The sequence below is a fragment of the Mesorhizobium sp. B2-5-3 genome (assembly GCF_006441005.1).
Taxonomy (GTDB): domain Bacteria; phylum Pseudomonadota; class Alphaproteobacteria; order Rhizobiales; family Rhizobiaceae; genus Mesorhizobium.
Map to the genome: position 1 here is coordinate 54,704 of NZ_VFUS01000009.1, position 23,486 is coordinate 78,189.

Genomic DNA, 23,486 nt, shown 5'->3' on the forward strand with positions numbered 1-23,486 from the left:
ACCAGATGGTGCCGTGCCGTCATGCCACTGGGGAAGCAAACAATCGGGCCGGCATTGCAGCCGGCTGACGACCTGGAGGTTTAAGGCTCGTCACGCATGCGAGATTCCTGAGCGCGTAAAGAAGCCTCGGACTCCAAATAATCCATAACAAACGGGAACATACGAAACTGGAGGAAGTTATGCGATCCGCTTTGAAACTGTGCACTTCGACGCTGTTGGCCGCGTCGCTCTCGCTCGCCGTGGCGAGCATTGCCACCGCCTCCGATCTTCTGGATCGGATCAAGGCAAAGGGGGAAATCACCATCGCGTCCGAGGCCCGCTACCCGCCGTTCGAATATGTCGAAAACGGCAAGATCGTAGGCTACGGAGTTGACCTCTTCGAAGAAGTCATGAAGGCGCTGCCGGACGTGAAGGTGAACCGGCTCGACCTGCCGTTCCAGGGCTTGCTGCCCGGTTTGCAGACGGAGAAGTTCGATGCCATCATAACCTCCGTCACCGTTAACAAACAGCGCTACGATACCTACAGGCTGTCTCTGCCAATCGCCGACGCGTCGTTCTCCTACGTCAAGCGCAAAGGCGACGCCGCCTTGAACACGCCCGAAGACCTGAGCGGCAAAAATGTCGGCACGCAGGCCGGCTCGGCACAGCTCAAGGGCACCGAGGCCTTTTCCGAGAATTTAAAGGCAAAAGGCCTGGCGCCGATCGCCAACATCCAGACCTATGTCGACTTCAATGAAGCCTATGCCGATCTCGCTGCCGGGCGCACGGATGCCGTCGTGAATTCCCTGCCCAATCTGCTCTACCTGCAGACGCAGCGCGGCGACGTCTTCGAAACCATCCGCACAACGTTCGGGGACCCGACCTATTTCAGCTGGGCCTTCCGCAAGGACGACGACAGCAAGGCGCTTGCCGACTTCATCGATGACCAGTTCCGCAAGCTCGCCACCGATGGAACCATGGCCAAACTTCAGGAAAAGTGGTTCGGCTTCACCATGAAACTGCCGACGGACGCTCTGCCCGAACCCAAGAGCTGACGAGTCGGCGTCCAACGCCCGGATAAGGGCGAGGCTTTCCAGCCTCGCCTGCCTAAAAACGCACAGGCTGCAAGCCTGACCTCAAGTCCATAAGGTCTGACGACTTGGCAATGTTCGCCCTCATCCAGAACAACCTGCCCATCATGCTCTGGGGCGCGGGCATGACCATCCTGGTGTCGGGCGTCGCCATCATCCTCGGCATGCCGCTCGGCCTCGTCCTGTGCTTCGGCGTCACCTCGAAGAAGGCATGGCTGCGCTGCTTTTCGCGCATCTATCAAAGCGTGTGGCGCGGCACGCCCATCCTCGTGCAGTTGCTGATTATCTATTATCTGCTGCCGCTCATCGGCATCAATGTAGCGCCCATTCTCGCGGCCATCCTCGCGCTGACCCTGAACACGATCGCCTTCCAGGCCGAGATATTTCGCGGCGGACTTTTGGCCATTCCACCAGGGCAACTGGAGGCGGCGCGCATGGTAGGCATACGCAAATGGGCGGGGCGCCAGCATATACTCGTGCCCCAGATATTGCGCCTCGTCATCCCGTCGCTGGTCAATGAGACTATCAGCATCCTGAAAAACTCATCGCTGGTCTCCGTCATCGCGGTGACGGAACTGATGCGGGTAAGCCAGCAGATCGTCGCGACCACCTATCGCCCGTTCGAAATCTACATCACCGCCGCCGTCATCTATATCGTCATCAATTTCCTTCTGTCGCTGATCGGCCGCATGGCCGAGCAACGGCTGGCGCGGAGGGCCTGAGCCATGGCGCAATTCTTCGACCTGTGGGTGCAATATGGACCGCTGATGCTGGCCGGCCTGGCGACGACGGCCTGGATCTGCGCACTTGCCACAGCCCTCGGGCTGGCGATCGGCCTGTTGCTCGCCTGCCTCGAGAGCACGCCGTTCACGCCGCTGCGCTGGGCCGTTCGTGCCTATATCGAGATCATGCGCGGCCTGCCGATCCTGATCCTGCTGTTCGTGCTCTATTATGGCGGCCCGAGCATAGGCCTCCGGCTGAGTGCCGAAGCGGTGGGTGTTTTCGGCCTCGGCTTCTATGGTGCCGCCTATTTCGCCGAAATCTTCCGCTCCGGTTTCCAGTCGATCTCCAAAGGCCAGATCGAGGCGGCGCGCATGGCCGGGCTCTCAGGCACGCAGATCATCCGCCATATCAAGCTGCCGCAGATGCTGGTCATGATCACGCCACCGATGGTCAACCAGATCATCATCCTCATCAAGGAATCCGCGGTGCTGTCCATCATCACCGTTGCCGAGCTGACCAAGAACACGACGCAATTCGTCAACGAGACCTACGCGGTCATCGAACCTTATCTCGCCGCCGCCCTACTGTACTGGCTGCTGGTCGAGGCAGTCGCGCAGCTCGGCAAATATGTTGAGCGCCGGGTGCGGTTCTAGGCCGCTCAACCACCAATTGGGAATAAACGATGGCCACTGAAACCACCGAGCCCGTCATTAAGATCCGCAATTTGACCAAGGATTTCGGCACATTCGCGGCTCTGTCCGGGATCTCGCTCGACATCAACCTCTCCGAAGTCGTCTGCATCATCGGACCCTCGGGGTCGGGCAAGAGCACGTTGCTGCGCTGCGCGAGCTTCCTCGAGGAATATACGAGCGGCGAGATCGAGATCGAGGGCCGGTTGCTCGGCTACAAGCGCGGTGCCGAAGGACTGGTACGAGAAAGCGACCAGAACATCGATTCCGTGCGCCGCAACGTCGGCATGGTGTTCCAGCACTTCAACCTATGGCCGCATATGACAGTGCTGGATAACGTGACGCTGGGATTGCGTCTTTCCAAGCGCGCTCCCGCCGCCAAGGCGAAGGAAAGCGGGCGCCGTGCGCTGGCCAAGGTCGGCCTCGCGGATTTCGCCGAGCGCTACCCCTCGCAGCTTTCCGGCGGCCAGCAGCAGCGCGTCGGCATCGCCCGGGCGGTCGCGATGGAGCCGCATGTGATCCTGTTCGACGAACCGACCTCCGCACTCGATCCCCAGCTCGTCGGCGAGGTTCTCGACACCATGAAGCAACTGGCCGTCGAGGGCATCACCATGGTGGTGGTGACGCACGAGATGGGCTTTGCCGCCCAGGTCGCCGACCGTGTCGTCTTCATGGACCGCGGCAAGGTGATCGAGCAGGGCCCGCCCGCCAAACTCTTCAACGATCCGCAAAGCCCGCGCTTGCGTGAATTCCTCGACACTTGGAGACAGCGCAACATGCTGTTCCAGAGCGAGCCCGCCGCCGGCCAGTAGGGCAGCGGCACAATCGACACGACAAGACGGAGGACCGTACCATGAGCGAAGCTTTGAGCCCGGCAGGTGTTCCCCGCATGTATGGCGACGTGCCACCCTTCATGGCATTTCCCTATGTGCGCGATCTGGCGGGTCTTTCCGCCGACGCTGTGGTGGTGGGCATGCCCTATGACGGCATCGCCACCTTTCGCGGCGGCGCGACCCGCCGCGCCCCGCAGGAAATCCGCAAATACTCGCTTCTTTACGGCAGCTACAGCTTCGACTGGGACCTCGACATGCTGGCCCATATCACCGTCGCCGATGCCGGCGACATCGATGTAGTGCCGGGGGACAATGCCGCCAGCTACGCCCGCCTCGAAGCGCGGCTTGCCGCGGTGCTGGTCAACGGGGCGGTGCCGCTGACCATCGGCGGCGATCACGGCATCAGCTATCCGGCGGTACGCGCGGTCTCCGATGCCGGCGACACCCCGGTCGGGCTCATCGTCTTCGACACCCATCTCGATCTCAGCGAATCCTTCGGCGGCGACCGCCTCACCCGCGCCTCGCCCCTGCTGCGCATTGCCGAACTCGACAAGGTGGCCCCCCGCCGCATCGTTGTCATCGGCGCGCGCGGCCCCCGCAACCTGCTCGAATGGACCCCGCTCTACCGCAAGCTCGGCATCACCGTGTTTTCCATGGAGGAAGTCGAGCGCCTCGGCATCGAAACGGTTGCCGAACGCGCACGCGCCATCGCCAGTGCCGACGGCGCGCGCCTCTATATCAGCCTCGACATCGACGGCGTCGATCCAGCCTTTGCCCCTGCAACCAACAGCCCCGAACCAGGCGGCCTTACCTCGCGCGAGATCATTCGCGGCGTAAGAATAGTGGCCCGCGACGGCTTTGCTGGGTTCGACCTCGTGGAGGTATCGCCGGATTTCGATGCTTCCAGCGGCACCACCAGCATCCTGGCCGGCCGGCTGCTGGCCGAGGCCCTGTTCTGCCTCGCGGCCAAGCGCGCCGGCAAGCAGAACGCCTGGCGCGACGCCCACAGGTCCGACTTCCAACAGAAATAGCACCGCCTTCGGAGTGCGCCTCGCGGTCAAGCGACCCGATGCGCCAACAGGACACAAGACCATGAGCATTACAAATTTCCAGCCACTCGATTCCGGCAGCGTTCCGCGTTTTGCCGGCCCTTCAACCTTCATGCGCCTGCCCATGGCTACCCCCGAGCAGGTCGACATCGCGCTGATCGGCGTCCCCTTCGACGGCGGCACCACCAACCGGCCGGGCGCGCGCCATGGACCGCGCGAAATCCGCAACCAATCCAGCCTGGTGCGGCGCGTCCACCATGTCACGGGCGTCTCGCCTTTCGAACAGGTTCGTGCCGGCGACTGCGGCGACGTGATTGTAAACCCGCTCGACCTGCCCGGCTCGCTGGACACGATCAGCGCCTTCTTCGAAAACGTCCACCACTCCGGCGCCCGGTCTCTGGTCGTCGGCGGCGATCATCTGATCACGCTGCCCATCCTGCGCGGCATCGCCAAGGAACCGGCCGGCCTCATTCACTTCGATGCCCATTCCGACACCTATGACGAGTTCTTCGGCAACCGCTATAATCACGGCACCCCGTTCCGCCGCGCCGTCGAGGAAGGCCTGCTCGATCCCAAGCGCATGGTCCAGATCGGCATCCGAGGAGCGATCTCCGATGTGGAAAACTACGATTTCGCCCGCGAGGCCGGCATCCGGATCATCTTCATCGAGGAATTCATGGAGCGCGGCGTGGACACGGTGATGGCCGAGGCGCGCTCGATCGTCGGCGACGCGCCGACCTACGTCTCGTTCGACATCGACGCGCTCGATCCGTCTTTTGCCCCCGGCACCGGCACCCCTGAGATCGGCGGCATAACGACGCGCGAGGCCCAGAAGATGATCCGAGCGCTGGCCGGCGTCGACATCATCGGCGCCGATCTGGTCGAAGTCTCGCCGCCGCTCGATCCTTCGGGCGTCACCGCGCTAACCGGTGCCACCCTCCTGTTCGAGCTTCTCTGCGTCATGACGATGCAAATACCGGCTAAATGAGACCCATGTGTGGAGTGCGCCCCTCGGACCGGACAGGATGAACAAGCAGAATTGACTTGGAAGCCGGGCTTTCGAAGGATGGAAGCCCATGGTGACTTATCGCACGCACAGCATCGAGTTCAAACGTCAGGTAGTGCAGGAGTTCCTGTCCGGCGAGACGCTGCATGGTCTCGCCAAGCGGCACGAACTGCCGCGTAACCTGATCCGCATCTGGGTTCAGAAATACGAGGCCGGCTCCTTCGACGAAGACGTGGCGGCGGCCGACACGATGCAGACCTATGAGGCGCGGACTGCAGCGCTGGAGCGGCTGGTAGGCCGGCAAGCCTTGGAAATTGAGTTTCTAAAGGGGGCTCTGAAAAGCGCACCACGTCCGAGAAGCGGGACTACATCCGGATCAAAATTTCTCCCGCCTCCAACGCCCCTGCTACCGATTGAGCCCCGGAGGCGGGGCAAGGAAGCCATAGTTGCGTCGGGAACAAGCGGCGAGACCGATCCGCCGATCTCGAATTCCCATCCGAAGAGTTCCGCGTAAAGCGGCGCAGGTTCGCAGGATCACGCCCTATTATTTCAAAGTGGATGATTGGCTTGGCCATGATGTCCAACCTTTTAGACGGTTCGGAAAACAGTCGCAGCCCGAGCGGCAGCGGCTGCTGGCTCGGCAGGTGAAACACCTCCCAGGTCGCCCGCATCTGGCCACAATCGTTCTGTGCGACAACACCGCGGGACCGTCAGATCGGGGCGACGATGCGGAGAAGGCAACGGTTCACCGACAAAAAAGGCACGAGAGAAAAGAGCGCATCTCGGATGTTGCGCGCGAGTCGATCGAGGTCGAGCGGGCGGCACGGGATGCGAAGACAGCTCGGCTCCGAGAGCAAGGGCTGATGACTGAGATTCGCAGCTCAGCACCTAAGAAGGTGCAGCCCCGATAGCTGCTTAAGGGAGGCAGCGATGCTCGATACCCATACAGACATTGCGCGGGCGGCTATTGAAGCCACCTTCCTGCCACGTCGCGCCGCATTTCCGCGCGATATTGATCACTCCCGACGCGTGCTCGCGGCATCACGCGAGCTTCTGAAACGGCTGCGCCAAAGCCATGGCGATGACACCTCCCGAGCTTGGGAGGATGCAGACCCGGTTCCCTTCGCTATCTCAGCGTTCGAGCCGATGTTCTCCGGGCAGTGTTCAAAGATTTGGTGTTGGGAACATACGCGCCCAAATGTCAATGGCGCGATCTGGCTAAGACCCTGGTACTCGAATACGCCGGGTGCGATCAGGTCGAAGTTGGCTTGCTGGATTGGATCACCAGGAAGTAAGTACCTTGTGCCAAGTCGAGTTGAGCGCGTGTTCTAGATCCACCAGGCGCGCCACGAGGGGGTTGCGACGTCTCGACTTCAGGAGTTTATCTCAACTGTCCGAAGGGCGATTTGACATACCCAACCCGCCGCCAGCTATGGCGGAGGTCGGGTTCGTTCTAGGTCTCAGTCGTAGACTTTGACGATCTTGCGGGTGCCCGGGTCCACCAAAACCGTGCGGTTGTCGATCACCACATACCGGTATTTGACATTGGGGACCTCATGGAGCTCGACCGTGTCCGGCAGAGCCGTGCCGACATTCAGCTCAAGTCCGAGAAGGTTCACGGAAGCCAGCGGTTGCTTCTTCACGTATTTGCGCACGACGGTGTCCTGTTCCGGTGTGATGACAACATCCTGTGCCGCAACTGCGCCGACGCCGGCCAAAAGCAATAGCGCGGCAGCGGTGCTGGTAAGGTGGATCCTCATGGTTTTTCTCCTGTTGTTCCGGCGACAGCACAAGTCTTCTGCGCGCCAGGCAACTGAACACGTCGGCAGGCCGAACGTTCCTCGATCAGGCTTCAGTCGGAATCCTGACCAGACCAAAGGCCGATCACAAAACGCAATGGTCTTATCTCTTGAGACTAGGCGGAACGGCTTAGGGCTAGGCTAGTTGCTTCTCCAGACTCGGAGAAAGCAGATGGATAAAAGCATTGGCCAAGCGCGTTGGTTGCTCGCGCCAACTTTCGCCGCAGCCGTCACATTTTTGGTGATCGGCATATTCCTTGGCTGACATGTCGTGGATCGGCACAGCTACGTCCCTTCCTGTGCTGATAGGGCCCGCAAGCCGCTTCGGTGGCTGGCGGGCCCTCTATTTCCAGTATGTTTGGTGAGCAAAAGACAATGACATCGATCCAGAGAACCAATGAGAGTGGCAACGCAAACCAACCGGCAAATGACAACGATGATCATGCGCCTGCGCTACTGGACGCTGTTTCTTTGACGAACGAGGAAAACATTGCCGACCTTGTCAGGCGAACCGAGCGCGTGGCGATTTTGGTGGTGTTGGGAATGGGGGGCTGGTTGATGTTAGTCCCCGCTATCTACCTTGTACTGAGCCACCGAATATGAATGAACAATTACGCCAGCATATCCTAGGATCGCGCATCTTATTGGGCTGCAGCACCTGATCTGGAACTCGAGCGCGGCCCATTGTTGACCGGCTCGCTATCGTCCATACGCGCAGCAGACGTAGCGCCGGAAACTTCAGCGCACCTCTGCCGCCGTCAACGCAAGCTGCGCCGCGATGGACTGACGCGACGTGGTCCAACCTAAAACACACCACCAATGCCTATGCCGCCACTGATGTCCGGTGGGGGAGGCGCGGGACGTCTCGGGGCGGCCTGCGAGCGTTTCGCAGTCGTCCGTACGGAGCCGTTTCGTGAAGGGGCGGCGTCCGACGCTATCTTAGCCGGCTTGGCCTTCACGATGACCGGCTGCTTGCAGATTCTGCCTGAGCGCAAAAAGAGATCGCCCAGCAGTCCGACGCTCGGCTCCGTCGTCGCCGCGACTTGCTTGGTATTCTTGTAGTAGTCGGTGAGAGCACGGATTGAACCCGTGCCCCAATCTCCATCAATCTGCATCCGGTAGCAACCCAAGCGACGAAGTTCGGTCTGAACGTTGCGCGCAAGATCGGCTGTCTTGTCTTTGTCCGCCTCGCCCATAGATGCGCCGACAATGAGCGTTTCGAGACCGGAGACGACGCTTTGGCGAGCGTCCTCAACCCTTTCGGTCGGAGACAGATTGGCGACCTGTGTGCCAACCGGCTCCGGTGAACTGGCGGACGGTGCCGGAATCTCGACCGACCGCAACGTCTGTCCGACGATTAGCACGGCGGTCTGCAGGTCATTGGAGGCAAGTTCGACTTGCAATCTCTTCTTTGCCGCAGGGTCCGCAAGGATGCGTGAAAGGCTTGCGCTCAACTGTCCCGGATCGAGTACCTGTTGCTCCGTGAAATAGAACTGCTCACGCAGGTTCGATTGATCCCACGGCACTTGACGGCCAACCGTCAACGCTTCGGTTTCGTTGCGGACGCGGATCATCATATCCGAAATGCTGAGCCCGGGGATCTCGAGATTCTTCAGCAGCGCAATGGTGAACGGGCTGTTTTCGCCGCCGCCATCGGCCGTGACATTGCCTGGCTGGGTGGCAAAGGCAACGAACGTGTTTTCACCGACTTCAACTTGCGCCAGACCATTGCCGGCACCGGCACCGAGCGGATTGTTGCGGCACGCGTCCAGGAATATGAACGTCTGGCGGTCGCGGCGCGCGAACCGCGCGATCACATCATTCAGCTTGATGGCCGTGGCGGTGAGTTTTTCCAGGCTTTCAGGATCGGGCGTATCGACCGGGAGCAGGTAGTTTTCGCCGTTCAACTGCACGCCATGACCGGCGTAGATAATCAAAACTGCGCTGACGGTAGGCAGCCTTGCATCAGCTTCTCGAAAGATTCTGGAAAAATCTTGGGTCGAAAGATCGGTGCCCGTCAGGACCTCAAAATTTAGCCGCTTCAAGCTCTCTGAGAGCTTTGCGGCATCATTTGCGGCATTGGGGAGATGCTCAAGTCGGCTGCTTTGATAGTTCGAATTCCCGATGACGATCGCTAGCCGGTTGCGTGGCTGCGGCGCCGCGCTCGGCTCGACCGCGGCGCGAGCACCAGCTGAGCCAAGAAGCAGAAAAATGAGAAACAGTGGGACACGAAACAGAAGTCTGTTGCAGTGGGTCATATCAGCATGCTCGCTCCGGCCTGCCTCAATCTTGGTCCAGCAACTTCCCAACGCACCACGACGCAACCACAATCAGCCTGAGCGCCTGCCCTCATACCGGCGAAGGTCACCAAAATTTATACCAAGAATCCTGTCAAAGATAGGGAAAAGGGATTTGTATGCGATCAGTCATTGGACTGTGGAGGACAAGATGCCGACCAAGATCAATCTTGCGCTGCCGGTTTATGGAGCAGCCTACAAAAGCGTGTTCGTTCGCAGCTTGTTCGCGGTCTTAACTCATAAGAGCCTGTCCAACTACGCCTTCACGTTGTCGGAAATCGAGTACACGGATATTCCATTTTCGCGGAACTATCTGCTCACGAATTTCTACTACAATAAACCGGATTGCAGCCACATTCTGATGATCGAAAGTGATATGGGCTTTTCACCTGATCTTATCGCGGCGATGCTGGCGCTGGACAAGCAAGTCGTCGGCACCCTGTATCCGCGGCGCCGGATCGATCTGCGCAAACTCCATTCCCTCTCGACACTGCCCTTCGACAAAGCCTTTGCGCAAAGCCTGGAGTTCATCGGAACCGTCGTCGAACCTCGGCAAGAGCAAGAAGGCTTTGTCCGGGTAACGTCATGCGGCACGGGCATCTTTCTGGTCTCCCGCGACTGCGTGACGGCCATAATCGAGAAGTTACCCGAGACGGTGGACCGGTCTCGTTACAGAAAGAGCAAGTACACCGCTCAGTTCGAGAATTTCCTGACGCCATTTGCGAAGATTGTGACGCCGGAACTGGACCTCCCTACCGATTTCTCGTTCTGTCACCGCTGGGTTGAGCAGTGTGGTGGCGAAATATGGGCAAGCTACCATCGCAAGATTGCACATGCGGGAGATCTGACTGTTTCGGCGGCCTATTCTGATCTTTAAAGATGCCTTTGAAGTTTGGCCACTGCTTTTGACAGGCTCATTTAAGTTTACGGTAGTGTCCTTGTCGCCACAGATAGCCTTATAGTCTCCTGAGAACGAACGCCAAACCATTGCCGCCCAGCAACGCGACGCGTACAGTGCCGGTTAAGCAGTCAACGATCCCCTGAGATGGATCGTTGATCTATTTAATTGCCTTGATTTGTGACGGTATCGATTTCTCGTAAGGTGGGGTCGAATGAGAGTGTCGCGCGAGGCCTATCAATTGACGGGAGTCTCGTTGCTCGCCTTAGCGGCGGCGTCCACGTTCCAAGTGTCTGGCGCGGCGGCCTGCTCCGCTACTGCAAACGGCGGCGGCACTCCCTTCCAGGCAACATCGGTTACCGTGAACTGCACGACGACCGGGGATTTTCAGGACGTCGATGGCGTATTCACCACCCGATTTAGCGGGTTCGAGAACTCGTCGGAAGTCATCGTCAACGACTACGACGGCAATGGCGACGACGTCGTGAGAATTTTTGGCGGCCTCCTGACCGATAAAGCGGCGACAACACCCGGTGTAGGCGGCCTGCCTGCGGGAGGGTCGACCTCCTTGCAGCCGGCGGACGGTACAATCGAACTCCTCGGCGGCAACGACCGGTTTGAGATGTTCTATGGGGATTTCTTGGGGGTTCCGTACGCCCCAACCGTCGCGGCCAATCTCAATACCGGGGCGGGGGATGACCTGGTCGTCATCCAGAGCGGCAGTATTCAGGACATTGACCTTGGAGATGGTGCCGACAGCGTCGTGATATTCGGCGACGGTACACAGGTTGGCAATGTGACCGGCGGCAGTGGTGACGACCTGTTATCGATCGGCATCCTCACTACCGAGGAGGGAATTTTTTTCAGTGCGCCGACCGTCGGCGTTCTCTCCGGGGGCGATGGCAATGATACCATCATCATTGCGGGGGGCACAGTTGATGCCCTGGATGCCGGGGCTGGCAATGACCGGGTCAGCGTCAGCGGCAGTGCCGCGGTCGACCTCGACCTCGACGGAGCGGGCGGAAACGACACGATAATGGTCGCTGGCAACGCCACCATTGGCGGCAGCATATTCGGCAATGACGGCGACGACACCGTCAACATAAACGGCGGAACCATAGGCGCCACGACAGGCGGCAACATCACCGGCGGCCAAGGCTTCGACAGCGTCTCGGTCGTCGGCGGCGACATAAAGGGCGGCATCGACGCCGAACATGTCCATTTGTCGGGTGGCACGATCGAGGGTGACATTACCGGCCTTGGACCCAACACGCTAACCATCGATCATATCGGCGCCGTCGAGCCGCTCATCCTTAGCGACGGGGTGCTATTCAGCGGTACAGGCGCCAACGGCACAGTCGTCGACACCGACCTTGCCGCCGGCGGCAAGAGCCAGAACTTTGCCGGCTTCGACAATTTTTCGGCCGACCATTCGACCCTTCGCTTCAGCGGTGGCACGCAGGGCATAAACCAACTCAACCTCGGTAACGGTTCAACGCTGTTCATCAACGGCAACGTCACTATGCCGGGTTCGATCATCGCGACAAATTCCCTGATCAACATGATGGACGGTGTCGCCGACGACGTGTTGATGCTCGGCGGCCTCGCCCTCAACAGCGCCACCATCGGCCTCGACATCAACCAACAGACGCTACGGTCGGATCAACTCGTTGCCAATGCGTTTTCGGCTGCCGGCACCAGCACCATTGTTGTCAATCTGCTGGGCACCCCCCAATTCGCCCAAGTGACCAATATCCCGATCATCGTCTCGGCCAGCGGACCGGTTGCCGGCACCTTCCGTCTCGGAAGTATTTCCGGCACGCCGGGTTCGCTTTTCAGCTATGAGATCGTAAACGGCCCGAATGGCGGCTTGTTCCTGCGTGCCACGCCGGCCAGTTTCGGCATTGCGGCGGCGCCGACCAGCGCGACCAACGCGGGCGCGGTCGAGGTGGCACTCGACGCTCTCTACGGCATAAACCGCGACGCGATCGATGCTGACCTCCACCTTTCGCCTGCATCCGGATCTGGAATGGTACCGGTTTCTTCGAGCTTCGGGGTCTTTGCTTCCGGCCAGTTCGCTCATACCGAGCATGACGGCTATAACATCAGTGGCGGCGGCTTGAATGGCCCGGGCCCGAGCTTCGATGCCAATGATTTTTCGGCCGCCATCAGCCTGGACTTCAATGCCGCCAAGCATTTCCAGTTCGACAATGAGTATGGCCTGAACATCGGTGTATTCGCCGGCTACGCCTCGACTGACGTCAATCTCGGGGCCTTCCAGGGATTTGATGCCATAGGGGAAGGTAACAACAAGGCCGGACTGTTCGGCGGCTACGCACTGTTGCGCAAGGACTACAATTACGCGCTGGTCTCGGCCTCCGGTTTCTTCGGCCGAAGCGACGTGATGAACGGGGTGCTTGACACCACCGGCAGCTATGACACCGAGGGCTACGCGGTCACGGGATCTGTCGGCCACATCTTCGCGCTGGGCGAACGCACCCGTTTCGATCTGCGTGGCGGCCTGCTTGGTGTTTCATTCCGCGGCGATCCCTACACTGACAGCGGTGGCAATCAGTTCGGCAAGAGCCTGCTTTCATTTGGCGCCATCAAGTTCGAGCCTGGCATTTATGGCGATTACACGCTGAGCAACGGTATGGTGTTCAGCCCCTATGCGCGTGGCGAATTGCAGCAGCGTTTCGGTTACAAGAACACGACCGAGATCGGTACCAGGACGATCGCCTTCGACGATGCGGATTTTTCCGTGGCGCTATCGGCGGGGTTCAACCTGAAAGTCTCGGAGTTGACGACCGTCAACGGCGAAGTCCGTGGTAAGGCGTCGTCGGATAGCTCAACTATTGGCGCCAAGCTCGGACTTAAGATAGCTTTCTAGCGGTTCCTCGATCCGCGGATCATCCGCGCCCGCGCTGAGTTCCTGACGTGTCTGGGATGGGAATAGCAGGACCTTCAAATCCCCCCGCACTCAGGCAAGGTGCGGTATCGCGATGCCGGGATCGCGGGCTGGCCAAGCACACCAACCGGGATGCTCGCCAATTGGCAGCAAGTGCTCTATGCTCTGTGGAGACACCGCATGGTCGTGATGTCGATACGGGGTTCTGTTGTCGTAGGCAGGGGGAGCCATGTTCGAAGTTCTCGGAGTCTGGCGCAAAGCACGGTCAAGAAGCAGAGTCGCCGCGAAGACGCTTGGCTTGATCGTTTCGTTGTTCGTGTTGTTTTTGCCCGGACTGGGAACGGCGAACGCGCAGACGAACTGGGCGCTCGATCCGACCGCTTCGGTCCTCACCTATCAGTCGGTCAAGAAGAACACGATCGTCGAAACCAACAAGATCAGGAATATTTCCGGCAGCCTCACTTCGACCGGCGACGCCAAGGTCTCCTTTGACCTCAACTCAGTCGATACCGGGGTCGACCTGCGCAATGTCCGGATGCGGTTCCTCTTCTTTGAGACCTACAAGTTTCCAACCGCCGAACTGACAGCGAAAGTGGATCCGGCGGCATTTGCCGACCTCGCCACCAAGCGACGTATGAAGGCGGTTCTTCCATTCCGTCTCAACCTGCATGGGGTCGACAAGGATCTTGAGGCCAATGTCGTGGTGACCATGGTCAGCGACACCATGGTGTCGGTCGCCTCGGAGGCCCCTGTCGCGGTGCATGTGGAAGACTTCGGTCTATTGCCCAATGTCGACAAACTCCAACAGGCGGCCAGTGTGACCAACATTGTTCCTACCGCATCGGTGTCGTTCGATTTCGTGTTCACGGCCGACGGAAGCAAGCCGCCCCCCGCCCAGACCGTTGCGACAAGCACCGAGGTCGGGCCCGTCGCCACCGATGCGACGAAGACCAACTTCAACGATGAGGAATGCCTCAACAGGTTTGCGGTGCTGTCCCGTACCGGGGCGATCTATTTTCGCCCCGCGAGCGCGCGGCTCGATGCCCAAAGCCGCCCGCTCCTCGCTGAGGTCGTCGGTGTCGTCAGCAAATGCCCAGGCCTAAAGGTCGAAGTTTCCGGACACACCGATGCCGATGGACCGGTTGCAGAGAACAAGCGCTTATCGGAGCGCAGGGCCCAGGCAGTGGCCGACGCCATTGTTGGAGCGGGCATTCCGCGCACGCAGATCACGGCGACCGGCTACGGCGAGGAACGCCCAGTCGCCGGCAACGACACGCCGAAGAACAAGGCGCTCAATCGGCGCATTGAGTTTTCCGCCACCAAGCTCGTCAACTGAGGAAGGATCTGTTGTCCCGGTGGGTTTCGATCTGATCGCCCGTCGCAGTAGCCTTCTGCGCGCAATCGGGCTCGCGGCAGTTGCGCTGCTTTTCACTTTGACGGCAGCCGATGCCGAGCGCCGTACAGCGCTGGTGCTTGGCAACTCCCAGTATCAGCACGCCCCGGCACTCGCCAATCCGGTGCGCGACGCCAAAGCCATGGCCGAAAGCCTGAAGGGTCTTGGTTTTGACGTCGTTTCCGGCTTCGACCTGACCAAGTTGCAGACCCAGACGACAATAGCGCAGTTCGCAAAGCAGGTGCGCGGGGCGGACATCGCGCTTTTCTTCTATGCGGGCCATGGCTTGCAGGTTTCAGGCAGCAACTACCTTCTTCCGATCGATGCCGCCCTGGAGGACGAGACTTCGCTCGACTTCGAGGCGGTGCCTGTCGATTTCGTTCTGCGACAGATGTCTCGCGAGACCAGCATAAGGCTTATTTTCCTCGACGCCTGTCGCGACAATCCTCTAGCCGAGGTGCTGGCAAAGACCGCCGGCGTCAGGGGAGCAAAAAGCGGCCTTGCGGAAATCTCGATCGAGAATGGCGGTGCCGGTACGCTTGTCGCGTTCGCCACCAGTCCAAATCAGGTCGCCTATGACGGATCCGGCAAACATTCGCCGTTCACCTCGGCGTTGCTTGCGCACATTGGCGAGACAAATGTGTCCATCACTGAGGCGATGAACCGTGTTACCGCCGATGTGTTCAAGGCAACCGCTAGCAAGCAGCGCCCCTGGAGCAACGTCTCGCTGACCACCGAGGTCGTCCTGCACAAGGTTGATCTCAACGCACCGCTGATCGTCGGTGAGGCGGGCGTTCCCGGACCGCAAGGCGGCTCGGATACGCGCAATGCCACTGCTAATCCGTCGAGCTCCGCCAATGACGCCCAACTCGCACTCAATGTGCTCCGTCAGAAAATCCCAAAACTCGCCTCTGACGACCCGATCTTTTTCGACGTTCCGATCGATTTCGGCGACCCCGAAATCGATGGGAAGAGTATTGCGGAGCTCATAAAAGGCGAGCCACGCTTCAGTCCGGTGGAGGGCCTCGATAATTCGGTATGGCAGGGCAAGCACTGCGACGGCTGCCATGAGTGGAACGAGACCCGACTGTGTGATCAGGCGAAGAATTTCGCCGCCAACGATGTCTCCGTTCTGCGCTTGCAGCATCCGCTTGGGACACGCTTCAAGGTGGCGCTCGCCAAATGGGCTCAAGGGGGTTGCAAGTAGGCGGGACGGAGGGCGTCCTCCAGTTCTGTGGGTGCCGGTCGTGTGGGCGAGTGCCCCTAAGATGCATCCGTTGACTGGTGGAGGGCCTCGATCTCGGCCATCTGGATACCGATTTCGACGAACGCCGACAGCACCGAGAAACGGTCCACGAGCGCCACGCGTGCCAGACCGGCCAGAATTCCGGCATTGATTGCATAGGCAGCAGGAGAAGGTTGCAAATCCAGTGCCGGCATCGCGGCCACGGCTGACCGATCTTCACGCGATCCCGCAGCCAGGATAATCCAGCCGACCGGGGTTGTTGGCGATTTCGCCGCGGCGGCTCTGATCTCTGTTCGATGGCGGGGGCTGTCGGGTTCGCTCACCCAGTCGCGGACAAGACCGAGCAACCGGTGATCGGTCTCATCGAAGAGGTCGCTCAGATGGCTTAGGCATTCGTGGGCCCACCAGACTGCGGCCCGCTCGGGAAGCAGGTAGGCGCAAAATGTAATCGCTTCCTCAGGAATGCGCCCGGCGAGGAGGTCGCGGCAAAACGCGATCGAGTGCTGTTCGGTCGGAGGAGTGCGCATGTCCCTGGTGATAGCGGGACAAGCTGCGAAAAGATCCCGTGCCGTTTTGAATCGGAGCCCATGGGCCATGAACGCCGCGCTTTCATCGAGGAACTTTGGCCACTCAAGCCTCAGGCACGGCGCGGGTCAAGTCTCAAGCCGTGCCACGGCCAAAACAGTCGCGATTATCGCACCTCCAACGTTTGGCCACAGACAATTGCGCTGGAATTTGATATGTTCGCGGTCGATCAAAATCGGATACTCAAACAGGAGGAGCGCTATGCAGTGGAGTCGTTCAGCCTTTGTGTTGGCGGTCGTGTTTTTCTCGAACCATGCTTCCGCCGATCCGGCTCGGAAATCAGAAGACATCGTGAAGTTTTTTGCCGGCGCAGCCGATCTTGGCAAATCTCGAGGAATTTGTGTCGGTTCCGAAGAGGAGTGCAACAAGAGCAACACCAATGGGCAGCAGGAAGGCAGATCCAACCTCGACATGCTGATCAATTTCGGGCTGGATTCGGCCCAACTCGACGCAACCGCGCGCGCTGAGCTCGAAGAGTTCGCCAAGGCTTTGAAAGACAACCGGCTGAGCACGTTCAACTTCGTCGTCGAAGGCTACACCGATGCGACGGGCACGCTGCGCTACAACGAAGGTCTGTCACAACGAAGAGCGAAATCGGTGGCAGCTTTCCTGACGGCCAGCGGTGTCGAGGCCGCGCGCATCAACGCCGTCGGCATGGGCGAGAAGAACCCTCGCAACGCCAACCCGTACGATCCTGCCAACCGCCGCGTGGAAATGCGGATAAAAACGCAATAACCGTCGAAACTGCGCGGCAAACCGAGGGGGAACCCTTCTGCGCAAGAAACTCATGCCAGACCTGACGCTCAGAGCGTATTTGAGATCGAGCCCATGAGAGCAGTGATGGCCTGTTTGTATTTTTCGAACTCCGGCGACGTCTGACGGATTTCGGTGGTCGTTGTCTGTGACCCGGCGTCGGTTGCCAGATGAGTCAGCTTCTGGCCCATTTTTCTTTCGGCCCAGTCCACCACGTAGCTGGCTGTCTTGCCGGTGAGGAACGGGTTGGCCTGGATGACGGCCGACCCCAGGACAGCGCTCAGCTGCGCCGAACCTGATGCCGACAGAACCTGATGCGCGCCTTCCATTCCAAGGAAATGACAGAGATAGAGCCGGCCGGCCGTGATTTGGTGGCCGCGCTGGCGCAGGTAGGCCTCGCCTTCGCGCGCCAGGTTGCGCACCATCTCTCGCGAGATCGTGGCGTCGTAGCGCAGGGCGAGTAGGTCGTCGGTCGACAGCGTGCGTGCAAGCTCCGGGCGGTAGGTATTCATCATCCTGATCCAGGTCTTGGTTATGAACTGGCCGGCGCCCGTCGCGGAAGAATTAGGATTCTTGGCGCGAGCACTACCGCCACTTTCGACGTGAACGATGCGCTCGGTGAGCGTTTCGACCGCGGAATCGTTCGATGCGACCGCGGTAACCGTGCCCAAGGGGTCGATCGCCTCGCCGTTTTGGTAAAGCTCGAAATGCAGGTGAGGGCCGGTCGATAATCCGGTGGTGCCGATATAGCCGATGACGTCGCCTGCCTTGACCTTGGTGCCGACGCCGGCTTCGATTGCAAATTTCTGCATGTGCGCATAACGCGTCTCGCGGCCGTTTTTGTGCAAGATCTTGACCAGATTGCCGTAGCTTCCCCCATCGCCCTGGAAGGTGATCTCGCCATCGAAGGCGGCTGCGATCGGCGTGCCGACGGGTGCCGCCCAATCGACGCCCTTATGGATGCGCACGGTCCCCAGAATGGGGTGCTTTCGTGGTCCGAAGGTGGAGGTCATGACGCCATTCACCGGCGTGACCATGCCGTTGGTGACTGTCAGCGAGCGTACCTGATCGTCACCTGTAACACACGCAAACTGGCCGTCGCTTTGCTGGAAGACAAAACAGTCGAGGCTTTTCTCGCTCCCCTGCACGCCCACATACAGAACCCGTCCCGCGCCCTCGTCCTTGCCCCTGGGCGTCTGTGAATAGATCATCACCAGACGCTGGTCCTCGCTTGCAAAGGCGTCCAGATCCTGTCCTCTCGAAAGATACATGATCGCCTCGCCGATCACGCCGGTTGGAACATTGTTGCGGGCTGCCGTCGAATAGATGGCGTCGAGCAGACGATACTGTCGTTTATGCGTACCTTCTTCCTGTGCGCCCGAATAGTTGAACAGATCTTCGCGAACCCAGGGATCAACACCCGACACGAAGGCGCCCGCGCCGTTGCGCGTCAGCGTGCCGACGAACAGGTTCTTGGCGTAGATCGAAACCTGCATCAGGGACATTGCGCTCGTGTCGCGCGTCGGCCTGAACCCTCGCATCGCAACGACGTAACCCGCTGCCAGGCCGTCCCGGTGGAAAAGCGCGCTCAGGGCCTCGCCTGCCAGCTTGGCATCCTGCGCGGAGAAGTGCGCATCCAACGCTACGCTGTCCAGACTGCGATCATTGAGAACCTTTACGAACGTGTCTTCGGTCGCCGCGAATCGCTGGTACTCATTGGTGACGGCTACGACGCTCGTGTTGTTCTCGATCTCGGTCTTCTGGAATGCCGGCAGGGCTGCATCGCCTGCATCGATCGTCTCACCCCATCCGGCTTCGGGATCGTCGCTGTCGGCTTTCTGACCGGAAGCCGCTTCAAGTTCCCTGGCGGGAGGCGAGGGTTGAAGATCGTTCTCCAGATCGCCCGATGGCGCGGCAGCGGTTTTTCGTTGCGCTTGGAAGAATGCGAAATCCTCCTGCGTCGACGGTATCGTCGTCATGAATTTTTCGCTGGCGCTCAGCATGACGTCTGACAGGACTTCGAGCTGGGGAGAAACGTCGGCCTGATCGAGTTCTGCCGGACGCGGGACCACTCGGCCTTTGGTTGCGGCGCCGGCATCTGGCGCAAGGGTGATCCACATCGGGTCCCCCGCCAGATCGATCAGCGCTGGCACGTAGACGGATGCGTCGGCCGGCACATCGTCCGCCCCCTCGACCGCATGCAACTCCTCGTCTTCGTCGCCGAATGACCAATAGTCCGCGGTCAGGTAAAAACCGGCGGCCACGCAAAGCAGCACAGCCGAGGTCAAACCCACCATCAATCTACGCCATAGCGTGCGCCTGCGAAGGGCGGCGCGCGCCTGCTTCTTCTGTCTGAAGCTCGTGTCGATATGGTGTGTCACGGATTGCTTGCGGTCAGGAAGAAGGTCCACCGCACCTGTTCGAGGGTGTCGACTTCCAGAAACCGGGCGGTGATGTGGCCGCGCTGCCAGCATTCGTCACTGCCGCGGATCGAGAAACGTCGCCGTTCGATGCACATTTCGGTCAATCCGGCGAGGATGGCATGACCAAACACGTCAGTTGCATAGATGTAGACGTAGCGGTTGGTCAGTTCCTCCCGGATAACGTTCACGCATTGGTTTGCGCCGATGGTCCACCATCCATCGGTCTGGTCCGCATTGTCGACCTTCTGGCCGACGGCGAGATTGACGACATCGAGTGTCTGATTGCAGACCGTGAACTCGGCTCGCGCTTGGCTGGACAACAGCAGGGCGAGGGGAGCGCCCAAAATAATCGCGAGTTTCATGCGCGCCCTCGGGGCAGATAGGGCTGGAACCGGACCTGCTGCTTTTCGGGCAGGGCAGACCAAGCGGTCAAACACCAGCGGCGGCGTTCCATGCTAGGCCCACGCTATCCGCCGAGCCGGAAATACTTGGCAGTGGCTGAGAACCGAGATCCGTCGGTCTCGACTTCCTCGATGATTTTGGGCAACAGCGCCGAAGCCGGCGTGGGATCGGAGAAGGCAGCCGACTGAATGTCGCGAGGGCCCGTGATCACCAGTATTATCTGCGGCACGGACTTTCCAGCAGCCTTATCGGCCGCGCCGAGACCAATCGGGATCCTGAAGGTCGCCTTGTCCGACCCGGTGACGATGCGGTCGTCGAGATTGAACACCATTCCTTTGTGGTCGATCAGCAGAACGCTGGAGATGAGTCCTCTGCGCGTTACCAATGTACCGCTAATCGGCGTACCGTTCGGCACGGATGTTCGGTCGAGAACAAGCTGCGGCTGGTCGGCCGCGGTCTGTCCCAGAAAGCGCAGAAAATTGGTTACCTCGCATTGGCTTGGCTCAATGAGGCGGACGCTGATGTCTGGCTCGACATGGAATTTTGCCTGGAAATCGCCGAGCATGCGTTCGAATGGCTGGACGGCCGTGCCAAATCCTTCGATTGCGGCGGCCTTGTCGGTAGCAGATGTGACGGCGGCATAGAAACAGTCGCCGCCGCCGAAGGCGCGAACCCAGGCGACGCGTTGAGCGATATCGTCGACCGCCGGGGGGATCGCTGGTTTGGGCACGTTCAACGCTACAACGCGTTGGTTCGGCTGCTTGCCTGTCGGCAATGCAGAAATCTGGCTGTTGCCGTTGGCATCCACCGCTGGACCTGCATTCGATTTCAGTTCCGGGATTGGGGCGGCCGGCGGGCTGGCCCGTGGTTCGGGCTTTTTGGTCTCGACAACCTCCGTCTCAGCCGGCGGCGGAGTTTGGACCGTTTCGGCTTCTGGCGGGGTTGGAGCGGTCGTAGCGGGCGAAGTCGGCTTTTGCCTATCGCTGGCCGTCGTGTCGGGCTGGATTGCCGGCGATGCCCTTTCGGGCGGCGGCGCGTTCGTCGCGATTGGCTTCGGCGGCGCCTCGGTTCGTAGAGGTATGTCGACGGGCTTGGCCGACGGCAGTCTTTGAGCTGCCACAGCATGTGGCTTATCCTCGGCGGGCGGTGTGCCGGCCTGCGTTTCCGGCTGCGCCGGCGGAACAACCTTTGGCGGCTCGGGCGCGTTCGCTACATCCTGCGTAGCGGCGGGCTGTGACGTTTGGGGCGTGGGCTTTGCTGGCTCTGCCGCGGAAAGCGACGTCTTGCCGACAGTCGGCGTCGCGGGCGTCATGACGCCGCCCAGATAAAGGCCGCCTCCAGAGGCCACGGCTAGCGCCGCCAAGGCACAGAGCGCGATCGTTCGGGTCCTTGTGGATTTGCCAGGCACCTCGGCCATGGCCGTACGTGCAGCGCCGAGGGGGGGCGGGCGCGGCGGTCCAGACAAATGCGCGGGCCGCACATGCTGGACGAAGCGCGGCCTACCTGAACCCGTCGCGTCTGCGTCGTCGTGCCGCTCGACCTCATTCTTGCTGGCTGGAGCAGCGGCTTGCCCTATCGGCGGCAAACCCGGCCTAACGCGGGGTGTGAGGGAAGTCGGCGGGATTGTCTCCTCGTTGTCGTCACGTGTCATCCTGGCGATTTCGGCCATGCTGACGGGCCGGTCTCGCGGATCCGGTTGAAGCATGGCTTCGACAATGCCGCGAAAATCGTCATCGATATCGGAGAGATTAGGCACGGTCCGGCGCTTTTCGATGACTTCGAACTGCGAGCCGCTCATATCGACCGGCTTGCCGCGCAAGGCGGCAACCAATACCAGCCCAAGGCTGTAGATGTCGGACTGCTCTCTGACGTCGCCGCTGTAGAGCCCGAGTTGTTCGGGCGAAACATAGTTGTACTTTCCCGCGAACCTTCCGCCTATCAGGGTCTCTCCGCCCACCGTCGCCGAGCGTGCGATGCCGAAATCGATGATCTTCGCACGGTCAACCCGGTCCCCCGGCAGAATAATGTTATCCGGCGAGAGGTCGCGGTGTATTGCTCCGGCCTGGTGCACGGCGCTTAGACCGGAAGCGAGGCGATGGCACAGCTTTCGTACCTCTCCCGTCGGCATCGCCCCACGTCGCATGATGTCGAACAACGACGCTCCATCGACGAATTCCATGGCGAGGTACGGACGACCGATCCCCGGATCGATCGTGAAGACGTGATAACGCACCACCGCGTCATGCGACAGGTGGTTCAGGATAGTTGCCTCTTTGCGAAACAGGGACAAGATCGTTTGGTCGCGCGCGAATTCCGGCAAAACGATCTTGATCGCAACGTGGTCGCCGGTCTGGATGTTGTGGCCCCGGTAGACTTCGCCCATGCCCCCGAATGCGATCCGCTCGTCAAGTTCGTAGATACCGCTCAGTTGCGTGCCCACGGCAGTGTTGGCCGCGCCTGGCGATATCCGCGTCTTGTCGTCGGCGCTCATCAGCCCCGCCCCCGCGCTTTGTACGCAGCTGGACGGGGCGACTGGCTATCGTATCCGCCCGCGACCCTGACAAGCACGATGGTCACATTGTCTGTTCCGCCACGCGCCAGAACCGTTTCCAGCAGGTTTTCACACGCCGACTGAGGTGTCGCGGACACTGTCGCAGCCTTGATCTCAGCATCAGTGACATGCGCCGTCAGGCCATCGGTGCTCAGCACAAAGATGTCCCCCGGCAGGATTTCACCTTGCTGGAAATCGATGACAATCTCGTCGCTGACGCCGACTGCCTGCGTAATGACATTGCGGCGCGGCCAGGTGAGCGCTTCGGCTTCGGTGAGCATGCCTTTATCGATGAGTTCCTGAACCTCAGTATGGTCCTTCGATATTTGCGAGATCGAGGCCTCGCGGATCAGATACACGCGGCTGTCACCAGCCCAGAGGCAGGCGAACCGCCCGTCTATGGCAAGCAGGGCGGCAAAAGTTGAGCCGATTGTTATCCCGCGAGACTGGGATATGCGGCGGATCTCGGCATTAGCCCTGCTCAGCCTGTCTTCGAAGCGCGCCCGAAGATCCGGTGCGGAGCTGGCAATCCCGATCGTTGCCAGATGATTGACGATACTGGCTGAAGCGACTTCTCCGGCGTCGTGACCACCCATCCCGTCGGCGACCAACCACAGGCCAGCCTGGGGCTCGACCAGGTAGTTGTCTTCATTGAGCTCCCGCACACAGCCTCTGTGGCTCACGCCGAAGCTTTCAATGGGAAGGGCGACATTGTTCAATTTGCCACCAAACGCTTCACCCAGCGTCCTCCGCGACGCGCCTTCGGGCGCGTTCGTGCCACTTTGCCACAGGCTCAAACATTAAAGTATCGAAAACTAAAATATGTGTGTGCCTGGTTTTGCGCTTCTGCGGCTTACTGCC

At 60.2% G+C, this 23,486-nt stretch carries 21 protein-coding genes; 14 read left to right on the plus strand and 7 right to left on the minus strand.

Going from position 1 to position 23,486, the window contains the following annotated elements; genetic code table 11:
* The first annotated feature begins 179 nt into the window (after window positions 1-179).
* The 8 genes from FJ867_RS21240 (at window position 180) to FJ867_RS21275 (ending at window position 6,702) form a co-directional block, all read left to right on the plus strand.
* Window positions 180-1,034, plus strand: a complete 855-nt coding sequence (locus FJ867_RS21240; RefSeq protein ID WP_140685139.1) for a transporter substrate-binding domain-containing protein — start codon at window positions 180-182, stop codon at window positions 1,032-1,034.
* 110 nt (window positions 1,035-1,144) lie between these two features.
* Window positions 1,145-1,792, plus strand: a complete 648-nt coding sequence (locus FJ867_RS21245) for an amino acid ABC transporter permease (RefSeq protein WP_140515083.1) — start codon at window positions 1,145-1,147, stop codon at window positions 1,790-1,792.
* 3 nt (window positions 1,793-1,795) lie between these two features.
* Window positions 1,796-2,446 carry an amino acid ABC transporter permease gene (locus FJ867_RS21250; protein WP_140498320.1) on the plus strand — a complete coding sequence of 217 codons (651 nt, stop codon included), beginning with the start codon at window positions 1,796-1,798 and terminating at the stop codon, window positions 2,444-2,446.
* Window positions 2,447-2,475: 29 nt separating this feature from the next.
* Window positions 2,476-3,294 carry an amino acid ABC transporter ATP-binding protein gene (locus FJ867_RS21255; RefSeq protein ID WP_140557328.1) on the plus strand — a complete coding sequence of 273 codons (819 nt, stop codon included), beginning with the start codon at window positions 2,476-2,478 and terminating at the stop codon, window positions 3,292-3,294.
* Window positions 3,295-3,335: 41 nt separating this feature from the next.
* Complete coding sequence (locus FJ867_RS21260) at window positions 3,336-4,346, plus strand: agmatinase family protein (protein WP_140649842.1); 1,011 nt, start codon at window positions 3,336-3,338, stop codon at window positions 4,344-4,346.
* 61 nt (window positions 4,347-4,407) lie between these two features.
* On the plus strand, window positions 4,408-5,352 hold the full coding sequence (gene speB / locus FJ867_RS21265; protein ID WP_140515084.1) for an agmatinase: 945 nt from the start codon (window positions 4,408-4,410) through the stop codon (window positions 5,350-5,352).
* A gap of 88 nt (window positions 5,353-5,440) precedes the next feature.
* Window positions 5,441-5,884: a transposase gene (locus FJ867_RS21270; protein WP_224671518.1), complete on the plus strand. Its 444-nt coding sequence runs from the start codon at window positions 5,441-5,443 to the stop codon at window positions 5,882-5,884.
* A 416-nt stretch (window positions 5,885-6,300) separates the two neighbouring features.
* Window positions 6,301-6,702, plus strand: a complete 402-nt coding sequence (locus FJ867_RS21275) for a hypothetical protein (RefSeq protein ID WP_224684946.1) — start codon at window positions 6,301-6,303, stop codon at window positions 6,700-6,702.
* 128 nt (window positions 6,703-6,830) lie between these two features.
* Here FJ867_RS21275 and FJ867_RS21280 read toward each other — a convergent pair whose 3' ends face one another.
* Window positions 6,831-7,130 carry a DUF1236 domain-containing protein gene (locus FJ867_RS21280; protein WP_140498315.1) on the minus strand — a complete coding sequence of 100 codons (300 nt, stop codon included), beginning with the start codon at window positions 7,128-7,130 and terminating at the stop codon, window positions 6,831-6,833.
* Between the two features lie 414 nt (window positions 7,131-7,544).
* Between FJ867_RS21280 and FJ867_RS28900 the strand changes: the two genes are divergently transcribed.
* Window positions 7,545-7,772: a hypothetical protein gene (locus tag FJ867_RS28900; RefSeq protein WP_140498314.1), complete on the plus strand. Its 228-nt coding sequence runs from the start codon at window positions 7,545-7,547 to the stop codon at window positions 7,770-7,772.
* Between the two features lie 200 nt (window positions 7,773-7,972).
* Here FJ867_RS28900 and FJ867_RS21290 read toward each other — a convergent pair whose 3' ends face one another.
* Window positions 7,973-9,427, minus strand: coding sequence for a caspase family protein (locus FJ867_RS21290; RefSeq protein ID WP_140581134.1), 1,455 nt, complete (start codon window positions 9,425-9,427; stop codon window positions 7,973-7,975).
* Window positions 9,428-9,617: 190 nt separating this feature from the next.
* Between FJ867_RS21290 and FJ867_RS21295 the strand changes: the two genes are divergently transcribed.
* The 4 genes from FJ867_RS21295 to FJ867_RS21310 all read left to right on the plus strand — a co-directional run bounded on the left by FJ867_RS21295 (window position 9,618) and on the right by FJ867_RS21310 (window position 15,872).
* The gene (locus FJ867_RS21295) at window positions 9,618-10,343 is read left to right on the plus strand and encodes a hypothetical protein (RefSeq protein WP_140818506.1); all 726 of its coding nucleotides are present in this window, start codon (window positions 9,618-9,620) and stop codon (window positions 10,341-10,343) included.
* Between the two features lie 235 nt (window positions 10,344-10,578).
* On the plus strand, window positions 10,579-13,254 hold the full coding sequence (locus tag FJ867_RS21300; RefSeq protein ID WP_140818508.1) for an autotransporter outer membrane beta-barrel domain-containing protein: 2,676 nt from the start codon (window positions 10,579-10,581) through the stop codon (window positions 13,252-13,254).
* A 247-nt stretch (window positions 13,255-13,501) separates the two neighbouring features.
* On the plus strand, window positions 13,502-14,608 hold the full coding sequence (locus tag FJ867_RS21305; RefSeq protein WP_140498310.1) for an OmpA family protein: 1,107 nt from the start codon (window positions 13,502-13,504) through the stop codon (window positions 14,606-14,608).
* A gap of 19 nt (window positions 14,609-14,627) precedes the next feature.
* Window positions 14,628-15,872: a caspase domain-containing protein gene (locus tag FJ867_RS21310; protein WP_140560437.1), complete on the plus strand. Its 1,245-nt coding sequence runs from the start codon at window positions 14,628-14,630 to the stop codon at window positions 15,870-15,872.
* Window positions 15,873-15,928: 56 nt separating this feature from the next.
* Here FJ867_RS21310 and FJ867_RS21315 read toward each other — a convergent pair whose 3' ends face one another.
* On the minus strand, window positions 15,929-16,438 hold the full coding sequence (locus FJ867_RS21315) for a hypothetical protein (RefSeq protein WP_224619122.1): 510 nt from the start codon (window positions 16,436-16,438) through the stop codon (window positions 15,929-15,931).
* 259 nt (window positions 16,439-16,697) lie between these two features.
* On the opposite strand from FJ867_RS21315, the gene FJ867_RS21320 reads away from it, so the two are divergent.
* The gene (locus FJ867_RS21320; RefSeq protein WP_140498307.1) at window positions 16,698-17,231 is read left to right on the plus strand and encodes an OmpA family protein; all 534 of its coding nucleotides are present in this window, start codon (window positions 16,698-16,700) and stop codon (window positions 17,229-17,231) included.
* A 68-nt stretch (window positions 17,232-17,299) separates the two neighbouring features.
* Here FJ867_RS21320 and FJ867_RS21325 read toward each other — a convergent pair whose 3' ends face one another.
* The 4 genes from FJ867_RS21325 to FJ867_RS21340 all read right to left on the minus strand — a co-directional run bounded on the left by FJ867_RS21325 (window position 17,300) and on the right by FJ867_RS21340 (window position 23,344).
* Window positions 17,300-19,630, minus strand: a complete 2,331-nt coding sequence (locus tag FJ867_RS21325) for a M23 family metallopeptidase (protein ID WP_140498539.1) — start codon at window positions 19,628-19,630, stop codon at window positions 17,300-17,302.
* Complete coding sequence (locus FJ867_RS21330) at window positions 19,627-20,034, minus strand: DUF1036 domain-containing protein (RefSeq protein WP_181165311.1); 408 nt, start codon at window positions 20,032-20,034, stop codon at window positions 19,627-19,629. Before FJ867_RS21330 ends, FJ867_RS21325 begins: the two co-directional genes overlap by 4 nt.
* Before the next feature lie 104 nt (window positions 20,035-20,138).
* The gene (locus FJ867_RS21335) at window positions 20,139-22,565 is read right to left on the minus strand and encodes a serine/threonine-protein kinase (protein WP_140498306.1); all 2,427 of its coding nucleotides are present in this window, start codon (window positions 22,563-22,565) and stop codon (window positions 20,139-20,141) included.
* Window positions 22,565-23,344: a protein phosphatase 2C domain-containing protein gene (locus FJ867_RS21340; protein ID WP_140498305.1), complete on the minus strand. Its 780-nt coding sequence runs from the start codon at window positions 23,342-23,344 to the stop codon at window positions 22,565-22,567. Before FJ867_RS21340 ends, FJ867_RS21335 begins: the two co-directional genes overlap by 1 nt.
* Window positions 23,345-23,486 lie beyond the last annotated feature (142 nt).